15 protein-coding genes and 1 pseudogene are annotated in these 12,344 nt (G+C 52.7%); 3 read left to right on the top strand and 13 right to left on the bottom strand.

What is annotated here, in order from left to right; all coding sequences use genetic code 11:
• From ACOJWD_RS04200 to yqfC, 3 genes are all read right to left on the bottom strand, one after another.
• On the bottom strand, nucleotides 1-533 hold a 533-nt coding region (locus ACOJWD_RS04200), incomplete at its 3' end, for a PhoH family protein (protein WP_486991971.1).
• Between the two features lie 13 nt (nucleotides 534-546).
• Nucleotides 547-1,770, bottom strand: coding sequence for a sporulation protein YqfD (locus ACOJWD_RS04195; RefSeq protein WP_486991970.1), 1,224 nt, complete (start codon nucleotides 1,768-1,770; stop codon nucleotides 547-549).
• Nucleotides 1,767-2,054 carry a sporulation protein YqfC gene (gene yqfC / locus ACOJWD_RS04190; protein ID WP_486991969.1) on the bottom strand — a complete coding sequence of 96 codons (288 nt, stop codon included), beginning with the start codon at nucleotides 2,052-2,054 and terminating at the stop codon, nucleotides 1,767-1,769. Before yqfC ends, ACOJWD_RS04195 begins: the two co-directional genes overlap by 4 nt.
• A gap of 169 nt (nucleotides 2,055-2,223) precedes the next feature.
• Here yqfC and ACOJWD_RS04185 point away from each other — a divergent pair, with 169 nt between their 5' ends.
• The 3 genes from ACOJWD_RS04185 to ACOJWD_RS04175 are packed head-to-tail and all read left to right on the top strand — an operon-like array spanning nucleotide 2,224 to nucleotide 4,432.
• On the top strand, nucleotides 2,224-3,048 hold the full coding sequence (locus ACOJWD_RS04185; RefSeq protein WP_486991968.1) for a hypothetical protein: 825 nt from the start codon (nucleotides 2,224-2,226) through the stop codon (nucleotides 3,046-3,048).
• Nucleotides 3,045-3,707: a hypothetical protein gene (locus tag ACOJWD_RS04180; protein WP_486991967.1), complete on the top strand. Its 663-nt coding sequence runs from the start codon at nucleotides 3,045-3,047 to the stop codon at nucleotides 3,705-3,707. The genes ACOJWD_RS04185 and ACOJWD_RS04180 overlap by 4 nt, the downstream gene beginning before the upstream one ends.
• A gap of 44 nt (nucleotides 3,708-3,751) precedes the next feature.
• Entirely contained in the window at nucleotides 3,752-4,432 is a 681-nt protein-coding gene (locus ACOJWD_RS04175; RefSeq protein WP_486991966.1) for a rhodanese-like domain-containing protein, read from the top strand.
• On the opposite strand, the gene ACOJWD_RS04170 is transcribed toward ACOJWD_RS04175, so the two are convergent.
• The 10 genes and pseudogenes from ACOJWD_RS04170 to ACOJWD_RS04125 all read right to left on the bottom strand — a co-directional run.
• Nucleotides 4,366-5,322, bottom strand: a complete 957-nt coding sequence (locus tag ACOJWD_RS04170) for a hypothetical protein (RefSeq protein WP_486991965.1) — start codon at nucleotides 5,320-5,322, stop codon at nucleotides 4,366-4,368. The two genes, ACOJWD_RS04175 and ACOJWD_RS04170, sit on opposite strands and share 67 nt — an antisense overlap.
• Before the next feature lie 50 nt (nucleotides 5,323-5,372).
• Complete coding sequence (locus ACOJWD_RS04165; protein ID WP_486991964.1) at nucleotides 5,373-5,831, bottom strand: GatB/YqeY domain-containing protein; 459 nt, start codon at nucleotides 5,829-5,831, stop codon at nucleotides 5,373-5,375.
• 12 nt (nucleotides 5,832-5,843) lie between these two features.
• Nucleotides 5,844-6,020: a 30S ribosomal protein S21 gene (gene rpsU, locus ACOJWD_RS04160; protein ID WP_486991963.1), complete on the bottom strand. Its 177-nt coding sequence runs from the start codon at nucleotides 6,018-6,020 to the stop codon at nucleotides 5,844-5,846.
• Between the two features lie 318 nt (nucleotides 6,021-6,338).
• Complete coding sequence (locus tag ACOJWD_RS04155) at nucleotides 6,339-7,022, bottom strand: RsmE family RNA methyltransferase (RefSeq protein ID WP_486991962.1); 684 nt, start codon at nucleotides 7,020-7,022, stop codon at nucleotides 6,339-6,341.
• On the bottom strand, nucleotides 7,003-7,923 hold the full coding sequence (locus ACOJWD_RS04150) for a 50S ribosomal protein L11 methyltransferase (protein WP_486991961.1): 921 nt from the start codon (nucleotides 7,921-7,923) through the stop codon (nucleotides 7,003-7,005). The genes ACOJWD_RS04155 and ACOJWD_RS04150 overlap by 20 nt, the downstream gene beginning before the upstream one ends.
• A complete protein-coding gene (dnaJ, locus tag ACOJWD_RS04145; RefSeq protein WP_486991960.1) occupies nucleotides 7,907-9,040 on the bottom strand; it encodes a molecular chaperone DnaJ in 1,134 nt (377 codons plus the stop codon). The genes ACOJWD_RS04150 and dnaJ overlap by 17 nt, the downstream gene beginning before the upstream one ends.
• Before the next feature lie 14 nt (nucleotides 9,041-9,054).
• Entirely contained in the window at nucleotides 9,055-9,615 is a 561-nt protein-coding gene (gene grpE / locus ACOJWD_RS04140) for a nucleotide exchange factor GrpE (RefSeq protein WP_486991959.1), read from the bottom strand.
• A 20-nt stretch (nucleotides 9,616-9,635) separates the two neighbouring features.
• Nucleotides 9,636-10,643 carry a heat-inducible transcriptional repressor HrcA gene (gene hrcA, locus ACOJWD_RS04135; protein WP_486991958.1) on the bottom strand — a complete coding sequence of 336 codons (1,008 nt, stop codon included), beginning with the start codon at nucleotides 10,641-10,643 and terminating at the stop codon, nucleotides 9,636-9,638.
• Nucleotides 10,644-10,749: 106 nt separating this feature from the next.
• Nucleotides 10,750-11,937, bottom strand: coding sequence for a radical SAM family heme chaperone HemW (gene hemW, locus ACOJWD_RS04130; RefSeq protein ID WP_486991957.1), 1,188 nt, complete (start codon nucleotides 11,935-11,937; stop codon nucleotides 10,750-10,752).
• A pseudogene (locus ACOJWD_RS04125) lies at nucleotides 11,934-12,344 on the bottom strand (elongation factor 4); the annotation flags it as partial. The pseudogene ACOJWD_RS04125 and the gene hemW, both read right to left, overlap by 4 nt.

The raw sequence follows: 12,344 nt of genomic DNA, 5'->3' as shown, positions 1-12,344 counted from the left end.
TCTCCGGGAAGAAACCCGAGTTTTTCTCCCGCTTCCACTGCCGGGCGAGTCAATACAATACGTTCTACCTCATGACCTTTCAATGCAGCGACCGCTAAAGCCATTGCCAAGTAGGTCTTGCCAGTTCCCGCCGGTCCAATGCCAAACGTGAGTGTATGCTCTCGCACACGATCGATATAAATTTGCTGACCTAGCGTGCGCGGCCGCACCACACGACCGGCGGTGGTGGTATAAACGCTCTCGGTCAAGAGATGTAAAAACTGCCGTTCAACCCCTTCTCGCTCCGCTTGTACGGCAAATTCTACCACCTGCGGGTAGAGAGATTGTCCATGCGACACCCACTCAGCCAATAGATCAAGAACCTTTCGGGTACGTTCTTGCACATCACTCGAACCATGAATCGCGATTACATTGCCTCGTGCCGTCAATTTCACTTGCAAGACGCGCTCTAAAGTCTTTAAATGTTCGTCTCCGCGTCCCATCAACAGCGTTGCCGCCTGATTATCTTGGATCACCCACTGGCTAACTGGCAACGAGTGCCCCCCTCTATGATGATTTATGAACCGTCGACGGCATCAAGGCGATGTTGCGGTTCATGACCCAGGTCAATGTAATCCATAGCCCGTCTTTACCGCGTTTGACAACCACGTTTTGTCTCACCTGTTTTGCATCAGGTGGGACACGACGTTTCATTGAGGCCACAGCGCTTCTCATCCCCTCCGCCAGAGCGGCCTTGCCCTGAAGACGGATCGTCCGTGGTACTTCCTCATTATATACCATTCGAATTATGCGAATAGGTAACTTGACACCCGAAAACCGCAGTGCAGTATCTGTTGTAGACACCGCATAGTAGCGATAGGGCATTTCTGACAATGTGGGTAGCGCATATTGTTTGCCTTGGTCAAACGAAACAAAGCGTTGGATATAGTGTTTGCCTGAGGGAACCAACACACGCTCTCTAAACGGTTGAAATACGCGACTTCGATAGGTCACATCAGCGTAAACTTCACCTTCTGCGGGCGTAGTCACGCTATCCTCTGACTCGTGTGGCTGTGCAGTGGTCGACCGCGGAGGAGTCCCGGTGACCACCCCCGAAATCAAAGTTTGCCCTTTTGTGACCCGTTCTCCAACCGCAACCTCTGGTTCACCCATATAAACATAGACCGCTGTCACCGTGCCACTATCGGAGGCAACCAGCTTCGGGGCCAGGTGATTGTGAGGGCGCTCCACTAGCCGTACTACATCAATCACGACCACCATCCCTTTGACATGAATTCCAATCCAGGCATAATGTGGCAACTGTTGCAACATGTGTTGACGAATGACGGGGATGTTTAAGGCACTACGGCTCGCTCCTACACGAATGCCAGATCGTTCGGCGACGGCGATTAATTGGCGTTCTGAGCCCACCGCGAGATTGGAGGTCCCTACCTGAACGGCCCAAACATGCGACGTGGCGTACCAAATTAAGAGCAGTGAGGTGAGAAACCCGACCCCCATAAAGGGTCGACTTTTCATTTGATTCCATCTTACCGGCATCCCCCCTTGCTCGAGACTGTCCACGACGATATCGCGCTCGTCAGCTACCTTTTTGACGAAAAAGAATCCGTCTTCGGTGACGTAAGCCGTCAATTGGTCTGCGTTAACACGCTCAATCCTCCAAATACGATAGCCATGGCGAGCCACATCACTAAAGAGCCGTTCGCCGCGTCGGCCTCGTACCCGTATCTTACGCCAACCGCGTAACGCGCGTACCAATGACCCATTCATAGCTTTGACTCCTCTTTAAAGACCAAACTCCGCACTTCTCCGGTCACCAAAAGTTCATTCTTATCGATCCAGCCAATGACCAAGTGACGACCGCTAACCACCAGTCGCCCATCGGGTATCCGGATCACCACACGATGCGGTTGATACTGTTCAATCCCACGATGGTTTTCTACCCTAAACTGCAAGTGGCCAACGATTTCCACCCTCGGTACATTAATTAGCACCTCGGGTGGAATTGCCAACGCTTCTGCAAATCGTTCCATGTGACGCCCCTTAGTACTCATCGCAGCCCTCCTGTCCCATTCTGATTCATGCTATGCGCAAGCGGCTGTGGTGATGAAGTATCCTGTCGGCCTAATACGTCGCTGCCTTTACCATCAAAATGTCTCCCACGACAAGAAAAGAGTTGTAGAATATTCCCAATGCAATGACATACTAAAGCGAGGGCTTATAATGCATGGACAACCGCTCGTGCTCACCGAGGACATTGCTCCGATTAAGCGTGTGGGTTATCTTGTTCCAACAACGTACTGCTGGATGGGCTGTGCATTTTGTTCGATTTCCCAGCCACTCCCCAACGTCCCGCTATCGCTGGCACCAGATGGACTCTCTCTTGAGAAAATCCACGATGTCGACTTCAGCGCGATCGATATACTCAAAATTCGCGGAGGGCTGTCGATTAAAGAGCCCTTTGACTACTGGATTCATCTCTTGCGCGCCATCCGGTCGCGCGTGCCAGCCCCTATCTACGCCTTTTCGGCCATGGAAATTTGGCAGTTTCACGTCCGTGAACATCGCTCATTGCGAGAGTTACTGCATCTCCTCCTGTGGGCCGGTGCGGACTTTCTTGGTCCGGGAGGGTCGGAGGTGCTGTTGACCGATCCGCGCTACGCTGCCTCCTCCTATCGGCTTACCCTGGAGGAATGGCACAGTGTGATCGAGGCTGCACACGCTGTCGGTTTAAAGAGCACTCTGGCCTCGATCGTCTATGCTGATATGCCGATGGCGACGACCCGAGAGTATATCGCCAAAATTTCCGCTCAAGCGGTGGATCATATCGAGGTGAAGCCCTTTCGCTCTGAGGGGACCAACTGGAGTATACGAGAATCTCCCCACGTTATGGATCTCGGGAGGCACGTGGCACTGTTGAAAGATGCCCTTTTGCACACTCCCATTTATGTCAAAGTTTCTCCCAAAGCCAGTCACGACAGTTTGCAAATTCTCTCATCTCATGGTGCCGCCGCATTTTTGATACCCTGTTGGGAGGTAACACCGTGAGACAATCCATGATTTACATGCCTCGCCTCGATACCACCGCTATTCCCTCACCATTTCGCGAATGGGCGATCACGCGATTCATCCGGCGTTACCCGTACGGACACATTCTCACTGCCGAGCCATACTCTAGCGGCTCAGTGGAAATGACGGTGCCCCTCATGCGAACTCACTGGTATTGTCGTACGATACCGAAGCGAATTCCCAAAGCACAGGCCCCCGTCGACGCCAGCGTCGAAATATTCCTCCCCCTCGCCATCAACTCTCCGGGAATTCAGATGCTCCAGGTGGCGTCTGACTGGGTTCCAATCCGCCGTGTGGTGGTACGACGGCCCTCTGACACCATGCTCCCCCGCCTTGCCCAAAGCATTGAAACGCTATCGATGAGTTTTGACTTTCCTTTGTGGCTCGATTGGACCAGTTTCGGATGGGATGCCCTGACATACCTGTTCGCGCGGTTCCCCAATCTACAAGTCGATGCGGTCCCAGAGGGCGAATTCTGGAATCTGGTTCGCTTGTCTATCTGGTCAGGACGCCATTTGGTCCTGGGCAACATCGACACCGACCGTTGTAAGGCCTTTGACTGGCATCCCACACTGGATAATCCCATGTACACAGCGAGGGTGACTAATAGTTTGCCTGTATCGGGTCGTTCCCAGTAGTATAGAATTATTAGATGTTTGAGCAGAGGAAGGACTGTGACAGCATGGCAGAATTAAGCACCTTGGTGCTATCCTACGAGGACGTACGACGCCAAACAGCACGCGGTGCCCGTGTCATTGATATCCGCACGCCTCAAGAATATGTCTATCTTCACTTAGTCGGCTCTCTTCCCCTGGCAGCACCTCGGTTCGGATTCTCATTATTATCGCGTCAAGAAATCCACGACCATGACCGGGTGATTATTGTAGCAGCGTCTCCGGTATTAGGACACGTGGCGTCTCAAGAGATGGATGCCGCCGGTATCGAGGTCATTGGCATCTTTGCCAGCCTCCCTCGAACTTGGGAGTCACACGGCCTCCCAGTACAATTAGGAGAATTAGTACACCCTGAAAACCTCACCACGTATCTTCAGGAAAACCCCTCTACCTCCATGGTGGATGTGCGCGAGTCGGGAGAGATTGCGCGATTCCCGTTTCCCGAAGCCACCCATCATATCCCATTTTCAGTATGGCCAGCGGGCAGCCACCAATTGGATCCCAGCTATCCGATTATTTTTTTGTCAGGACAAGACCAGCGTGCCATTCTTTGTGCCCGTGACACCATGGTCAAAGGGGTGCAACGCACGGGTTATGTGGTTGGCGGTTATGTTGGATTGCATCATCCGCGAGAGTACGACCCTAAAGCGGCGGCACGGACCACCGCCCACCATGGAGTTTTTATCTGAAACTTCGGTCCTAATATACCTGTTTGTACATTAAACCACGTCCCTTGGCTAAACCCATCCAGAATTACCACGTTGGGAGTCCCCTTCCCGATCACGACTGGCGTAGTGAGGAGCGGTTCTTTCCACGGCACGATATGACGAAACCTGAACTGCCGGTTGGTAAATGGAATCAGTCCCTTCACCGATAGTCCCCATAGGGGTACAGTATTCATCACGCTGATGGCCGCTTCATACACAGAGCGAAATCGATGAAGATGCCCGGTATAATAACCGAATTCGTTATCCCCTCGGGAGAATGGTATCACAGGGGTATTGCCATGAAATCCCACGGTACCCTGAGGAACTAGCGCAGGAGTTGCCACGCTCTCATGGCCCCCAGACACTTCCTTCAGCGTGGCCCGATGCGGATCAGAGCTCAACACCCAGATGCTATGATGTGGTCCGCTCTCTAAGGTGGTAATTCCCTCGGGAAGGTGAGAATCCAGGGAGCGCCAAGTATTTCCCCGACGTCGCACGATCACAATACGACTTTGCGTGACATTTTCCTGAACTCCATAGAGTGCGTTATCCAACCATCGAACGGATAGCATGTCATCTCCCGATTCTATGGTAATTCTCTTGTTTACCCGGCCAGCTTGTATCCCCACCACCTGACGTCCAAGAGTCACCCAGACTTCACCGTCGGCTCCGGTGGTAGCAACCTGAGTCTCTTGCACCAGGCCTAACGTCCCGAGTCGCAAAGGATTCCCCAAGGGCTGTCCACGCGCTGTGAATTCTCGTCCATAGAGAATTTCGGGTTCACTCGTGGCCCGGGCATAGAAAATCCATAATGTGCGCGGGACCACCGACGCTTCGACATGTTCTCGTCCCAATCCCAGACCAATCGCCATAATAAGACATCCACAAATAAAAAAAAGGGCCTCATGGCCCTTTCTCCTCTTCATAACACCAGCTTCTGCAATGCCACTTTCACTTTCTCTGACACCGCTTTGCCGTCTGCTCGACCTCGCGTCCGGGGAGTGATCCACGCCATCACTCGTCCCATATCTCGCGGGCCTGTCGCACCTGATGACTCAATTGCCTCGGCCACCAAAGCGTCAATTTCATCCTCGGTGAGCGGTTGTGGCAAATATGTTTCTAAAATTGTCAACTCAGCCTCCACTTTTTCCACTAAGTCAGGCCGATTGCCGCGTTCAAACTCCGAGCGGGATTCCTGACGTTCCTTCACTTCTTTTACAATCACTTGAAGAACCCCATCATCATCCAACGTGGTGCGTTCGCCCCGTGTTTCTGCCTGCAATATGGCAGCCTTTATAGAACGAATAACAGACATGCGGGCAACATCTTTGGCCCGCATGGCGTTTTTGAGGTCTTCATTCAGTTGTTCTCTTAGAGACATACTTGGCGTACCTCATTTGGTTTTCTTTTTGCGAGCCGCCTCGGATTTCTTCTTCCGGCGCACGCTGGGCTTTTCGTAGTGCTCATGACGTCTTGCTTCAGACAAAACGCCGGCCTTCTGAATTTGACGCTTAAAGCGGCGCAGAGCACTCTCGAGGCTCTCGTTCTTGCCCACCTTAACCTCTGACATTGATCTCCCTCCCCTCCACCCACTCGGGTTGGGGTCTATTCAGTTTATTATACGGGTTCGGTGGAAACAGTGTCAAACCTAGATCGTCCTACCAAGGACGGTACAAATGTCCATATTTGGTTAAACACTCCTTACACAGAGTGCTCTCTAAAAACCCAGCGGTCAGCGACGAGGTCTCTCGTTTTACGACAGGTTTATGACAAATATCACAAAATTTGAGTTCGATTACTTTACCCAATTGCCTCGACCTCCCTGACGGTAGGATGACCGAGGGGGAGATCGACGAACCTAGCAGTGTTGACCAAATGTGGCAATCTGTTATTGCAATAACAGCACCGTGGCAAATGCTCCCGCATTTTCCGCCCGATAAATACGCGGTCCGAGAGACATGGCATGAGCTCCCATGGTATAGAGCCGATCATATTCACTCCGCGTCATGCCCCCTTCGGGGCCAGCGACCAAAAAGACTGAAAAAGCATTCTCTGCCAGCCATTGCTGCATCTCAGGCGCCTCGGGATCCAGTGCATATACTGCTGATGGAGACGGTAAGGTTAACGCGGACAACCATTGTGGCTCAGCGACATCGGGCACAAATGGCTGCCGGCTTTGCTCGCTGGCCTCTTTGGCAATATGCCTCCAACGCTCCAGTTTCTTTGGCGACACATCCCGGACAATGGTCCGTTCACTGATCACAGGAATGAAGTGTCTCACTCCGGCTTCGGTCGCTCGTTCCACAACGTCTGAAAAATGATCACCTTTCAAGATTGCCTGACAAAGAGTGATCTCTCGTTTGGGTCGCGAGATCGCGGTCTTGAGATCCTGACACTGTAGACGCTCATTGGCCACGATCACGGCGAGCCAAACCTCCCCACTCGGGGTCAGCACCTCTACGTCATCTCCGACCCGTCGTCGCATGACATGCGTTAAGTAGTGCCAATCCTGCTGGTTAAGAGGTAGCATGTCCCCTGGCTTCACACAAACATCAAGTGCAATCCGAACCATTTTTCACCACCGCCAAGAGCCACCCTTCTTCTTGTTCAACACTCACTAGTTGCCATCTTGCCGCGGCGATGAGACGTCGAATATCTTGCTCTCGTTCCGGCAACACGCCAGAAAGCAATAAAATCGCCTCATGAGCCACATAACGTTGAATTCGCTCCCATTCACTATCAATAATTTCCCATATGAGATTTAAGCACAATACATCAAAGGGGGTTTCGGGCACATCTTCCAGGGTTCCTTCCACAATAGCAATACGCGGTTCTTGGTTCCCTAACACGTTTTGTTCGAGAGCCTCCCGGGCCATGACATCCGGTTCTACGGCCACGACCTCTTTGGCACCACGACGGGCGGCGATGAGGCTCAATATGCCCGACCCCGCTCCTAAATCGAGCACCCTCTTCCCCTGAAGAGGGCCCAAATTAATGAGCGCATTGACACACATTCTCGTCGTGGCGTGCGTTCCGGTTCCAAACGCCATTCCTGGATCGAGCCAAATGGTGTGGTGAGCATCGACGGGAGAGGGCGAAACCCATGACGGCACCACGACATAGTCGGAAGAAAACCATTGAGGCACATAATACGCTTTCCAAGCATTGGCCCAGTCCTGGCTATGGATACGGCGAACGTCGACGGGCCAACTGCGTTGGCGACAATACTCATCCACCTCTTTGCCGATGTCCGCATACTGCTGTTCGCTCACATAGATCCGAACATACGGCACCCCCGACTCCAACGGGATATCGGTAAAAGGGGCCTCAGAGGGGAGACCATCATCGTATTCAAGGCCGACAACCGGAAAACGGTAAGCAAAGTCCATCGCCTCACCCAGATCTTCTTGCGTAGGCGTCCAGGTCACAACAACATACCACGGGTCCACCCCTTCATTACCTGCCCAGGGCATCTTTGACCTTACGTAATATCCCTTTATCCTCCGGCAAGACCTCTTCTCCACGCACTTCGGCCCACATCCGTAAAATTTCACGTTCCTTGACATTAAGATGTTTTGGCACTTGGACCACCACACGCACATTGAGACTACCTTTAATACTTGACGATCCTAGCCGCGGCAATCCCGATCGAGCAATGCGAAACACGGTATCGGTATCTGTCCCTGCCGGGATATGCACCGTCTCCCGCATGCCGGCTAACCCCTCGACCTCAATTTCAGCACCTATCGTGGCCTGAGCAAACCCAATGGGCTGGTCAATCCACAAGTCGTCACCGTCGCGCCTTACACGCTCATCAGCCGCAACATGGATAAATACAATCAGATCTCCGGGCCCACCGCCGCGCCGCCCCGCCGCGCCTTCCCCTTGAACCCGAAGGCGAGTCGAGTCGTCAACACCGGCAGGTACTTTCACCGTTAACCGTTTTTCCGCCCGCACGACACCGTGCCCGGCACAGGTCTTACATGGATTAGGAATGAGGCGACCGGTACCTCGGCATCGATTACAAGCTTCAATACGGCGTATTCGCCCCAAAAAGCTATCCGAAATGCGCTCGACCTCGCCACGTCCACGACAATCGGGACAGGTTTCAATTCGAGTTCCCGGCTCTGCCTGGTTTCCATGGCATCGCGAACAGGTTTCTTCCCGCAACACCTTAATCTCTTTGTCCACACCGGACATGACATTCTCTAAGGTCACCGTCAGATCATAACGCAGGTCTGGACCACGTTCCGGTCCATTACGTCGATTTGCCCCTTGCCCTTGCCCTCCAAAAAACATGTCAAAGATATCCCCGAAACCACCGCCACCGAATCCTCCGAATCCGGCTCCTCCCGCGAACCCGGGATCATTGGCGGAATCACCAAACTGATCGTAGCGTGCTCGCTTCTCGGGATTGGACAACGTCTGATACGCTTCGTTCAGTTCCTTAAATCGCTCTTCCGCCTCCGCATTACCGGGATTAGCATCCGGATGGTATTGAGCCGCCAATTTACGAAAGGCCCGCTTAATCTCTTCGGGTGAAGCGCCTTGACTGACGCCCAGTACTTCATAGTAATCCCGTTTCGGCATGCCTCTTCTCCCTCCTAACTCTGCTCTGCCGACGGTTCCCCATTCGACACTTGGACCATACTGGCTCGCAGGACCCGGTTATTCCACATAAAACCGCGCTGCAATTCCTGGACAATGGTGCCCTCCGGTTCCGCACTCTCGACTCTTTGAACGGCCTCGTGGAATCTCGGATCAAAGAGTTGTCCCAGCGCCTCAATCGGCGTGACGCCCAAGCGCTGCAGGGCATCGATAAATCCCTTCTGGGTCATCTCCAGACCCACACGCCAGGCCTTGGCGTCACCTTCATGTGGCATAAACTGCAGTGCCCGCTCTAAGTTATCATAGACCGGCAAAAGGTCCCCCAGCAGTTGCTCCGCGACCCGTCCTTGGATGTCTTCGCGATCGCGGTCCATACGCCGGCGAAAATTATCAAAGTCTGCCTGCAAACGAATTAACTGATCATATCGAGACCGCGCTAAGTCTTCCCAGTCTACGTCGGACTCTTTGTCGACAGCTTCTGAACCTGTCTCGTTCGTTTCTTCCTCCAAAACCGTGTCGTCCTCAGGTACATATTGTTCCTTTTCTTCTTCGCGCATGCCGTTATCCCCCCGCCAGATTACCCTTGTAATACCCGTGTCAGTTCCTCCGACACGGCTTCCACGACACTCATCACCCGACCATATTGCATCCGTCGAGGACCTAGAACCATTAGGTGCCCAACCACGCTCGAGCCAACCCGATAGGTGGCCGAAACAACACTGCAATCTTGAATATCGACCAAAGCCGATTCTCGACCAATCACCACCTGAACGCCTTCGTGTACGCGCCGGTTCACTAACTCGATAGCGGTTTCACGCTCAAGAAATCCTAGCACCCGCCGCACTTTTTCTACATCATGAAACTCGGGATAATTGAGGATGTTAAGCGGGCCCGCCAAACTCACCTTGTCGTCATCCCCATCACGCCCCATCACCCATTTCAATGCCAGATCCCACAGTCCCGGATACCGCTTACTATCTCCTTTCAGCGGATCCAAAATGCGAGCCTTGAGATCCTCGATGGCAACTCCCCGAAACTGATCAGTGAATTCCTCGGCCAACTGCGAAAGTTGCTGAATATCGAGCTCCTCTGGAACCGAAAAGGTTTGATTTTGGACCATTTCGGTATTGGTTCTCAACACCATTAACACCGTATGATGCCCCAGCGAGACAAAGCTCAAGTCACGCAACCAGGCTTCATCTGCGGGGGGTGCCACCACCAATGATGGGTACTGTGTCAACTCTGATACCAGTCGGGCGGTTTGGTGAATAAACCAGTGCAATTCTCGCACCCGTACCGCGTAATGATGGCGAATCAGATCGCGTTCTCCCTCCTCTAACGGAGACAGCTTCATGATTTCATCCACATAATATCGATATCCCTTATCAGAGGGAACCCGCCCCGCCGAGGTATGAGGTTGTTCAAGAAATCCCAGTTCCTCAAGATCAGCCATTTCGTTACGGATGGTGGCTGGGCTAACACCAAGAGAATACTTGCGAGCCAAGGTTCTTGAACCCACCGGCTCTGCGGTAGCGATATAATCATCAATGAGTGCTTCGAGCACCCGCCTTTTTCGGCCATCCATAGCAACACCTCCCGACCCAACATTTAGCACTCTCAGTATTGGAGTGCTAAACAGCTCTCCAAAAACGATAGCACCCACGCGATTTAGCTGTCAAGAATCCGCTCACTCATTTCCCTCTCTCACTTCCCTCTCTCACTTCCTCAATAGGAGCATCGACTAGCGCTCGAGCCACCACATTGGCCACATCCCGGCCGCGGTCGGTGAGAAAGATCCGCTCACCATCATCGACGATTAATTGACGCTGTTTAAGGTCTCTTAGAGTGCTGAAAAAGACCGTTCTTAGGTCGGCCTCAAATCGGGCTGTAAATCGCTCCCGAGACACTCCCTCTCGTTGGCGAAGCCCCAGCCAGAGAAATTCCCGCATCTCATCAGCGGAAGTAAGCATTTCGTGGTCGTCTTCGGGATCGATGTGCTGTTCGACCAAATCCATATATCGTCTTACCCCGCGCACATTCCACCACCGTCGCAACGGAGCATAGGCATGAGCTCCTGATCCAAGAGCCACGTACGGTTCAAGTCGCCAATAGAGGCGATTATGTCGCGACTCATAGCCCGGGCGAGCATAGTTCGAAATTTCATAAGAATATAATCCCTGACCGGCCAATTGTTGTTCCGCCCAGTCCGCCATTTCTGCCACGATCTCACTATCTGGCAGCACCTTTTCTCCTCGTTCCACTTGTGTTTTCAGGGGGGTTCCGGGCTCCACCATCAATGCATAAAGTGAAAGATGTTCTGGCCTCATGGCTAAAAGTCCCTCGATCGTCTCATGCCATTCACCCAGTGTTTGCTCGGGTAATCCATAAATGGCATCAAGACTAATATTAGAAAACCCGGAGGCACGCGCCATTTTCACCGTCTCAGCAATGGCCGTGACATCATGAATGCGATTTAAGTTTATCAAATGGTAATTTTGCAACGCTTGAGCGCCAATCGAGAGACGATTCACCCCCCCTTCACGCAGACGGTCCAGTTTTTGGGGCGTAACCGTACCGGGATTGGTTTCAACGGTCACTTCAACTCCAGCTACATCACCTACGCGGACCTTGATGGCATCAATAATGCGTACTAACAGATCGGCGTCAATCAAGGACGGCGTACCCCCGCCAAAGAACAACGAAACCAGCGTCCCCTTTGGCAGAGACTCCATCGCCCACTCCGCCATCAGTGCCTCCACATATCGCCTATGGTCATCGACGCTCATTCCAGTCACGGTGTTAAAGTCACAGTAGGTACAGCGCGCAGCGCAAAACGGGATGTGGACATAAATCCCCCAGGGCAATGATGCGTGGTTCATTCGTCCCCGACACGCAAGATGGCCATAAATGCTTCTTGGGGAATCTCCACATTCCCCACCGATTTCATACGGCGCTTGCCCTCTTTTTGTTTTTCCAATAGTTTACGCTTACGGGTAATGTCTCCTCCGTAACATTTCGCTAGCACATCCTTACGCATCGCCTTCACGGTTTCTCGCGCAATCACCCGTGCCCCGATAGACGCCTGAATCGGCACCTCGAACAGTTGGCGAGGGATCAGTTCCCGGAGCTTTTCTGCCAACAACCGTCCTTTGGCATAGGCGCGGTCGCGATGCACGATGGTTGATAGTGCATCCACCACTTCGCCATTGAGCAAAATATCCATCCTCACTAAATCCGCCTGCTGCATCCCTGCCAACTGGTAATCTAACGAAGCATAGCCTCGAGT

This window comes from Sulfobacillus sp. TH-112 (assembly GCF_057473405.1).
The sequence above is the reverse complement of the archived record's forward strand: the minus strand, read 5'-3'. Positions and strand labels throughout refer to the sequence as shown.

Bases quoted from the DNA above. Each gene is read 5' to 3' on its own strand.
- ACOJWD_RS04175 (WP_486991966.1), top strand. From the start codon at position 3,752: ATGGCAGAATTAAGCACCTTGGTGCTATCCTACGAGGACGTACGACGC.
- ACOJWD_RS04165 (WP_486991964.1), bottom strand. From the start codon at position 5,831: ATGTCTCTAAGAGAACAACTGAATGAAGACCTCAAAAACGCCATGCGG.
- hrcA (WP_486991958.1), bottom strand. From the start codon at position 10,643: ATGGATGGCCGAAAAAGGCGGGTGCTCGAAGCACTCATTGATGATTAT.
- ACOJWD_RS04195 (WP_486991970.1), bottom strand. From the start codon at position 1,770: ATGAATGGGTCATTGGTACGCGCGTTACGCGGTTGGCGTAAGATACGG.
- hemW (WP_486991957.1), bottom strand. From the start codon at position 11,937: ATGAACCACGCATCATTGCCCTGGGGGATTTATGTCCACATCCCGTTT.
- ACOJWD_RS04185 (WP_486991968.1), top strand. From the start codon at position 2,224: ATGCATGGACAACCGCTCGTGCTCACCGAGGACATTGCTCCGATTAAG.
- grpE (WP_486991959.1), bottom strand. From the start codon at position 9,615: ATGCGCGAAGAAGAAAAGGAACAATATGTACCTGAGGACGACACGGTT.
- yqfC (WP_486991969.1), bottom strand. From the start codon at position 2,054: ATGAGTACTAAGGGGCGTCACATGGAACGATTTGCAGAAGCGTTGGCA.
- ACOJWD_RS04150 (WP_486991961.1), bottom strand. From the start codon at position 7,923: ATGCCCTGGGCAGGTAATGAAGGGGTGGACCCGTGGTATGTTGTTGTG.
- dnaJ (WP_486991960.1), bottom strand. From the start codon at position 9,040: ATGCCGAAACGGGATTACTATGAAGTACTGGGCGTCAGTCAAGGCGCT.
- rpsU (WP_486991963.1), bottom strand. From the start codon at position 6,020: ATGTCAGAGGTTAAGGTGGGCAAGAACGAGAGCCTCGAGAGTGCTCTG.
- ACOJWD_RS04170 (WP_486991965.1), bottom strand. From the start codon at position 5,322: ATGGCGATTGGTCTGGGATTGGGACGAGAACATGTCGAAGCGTCGGTG.
- ACOJWD_RS04155 (WP_486991962.1), bottom strand. From the start codon at position 7,022: ATGGTTCGGATTGCACTTGATGTTTGTGTGAAGCCAGGGGACATGCTA.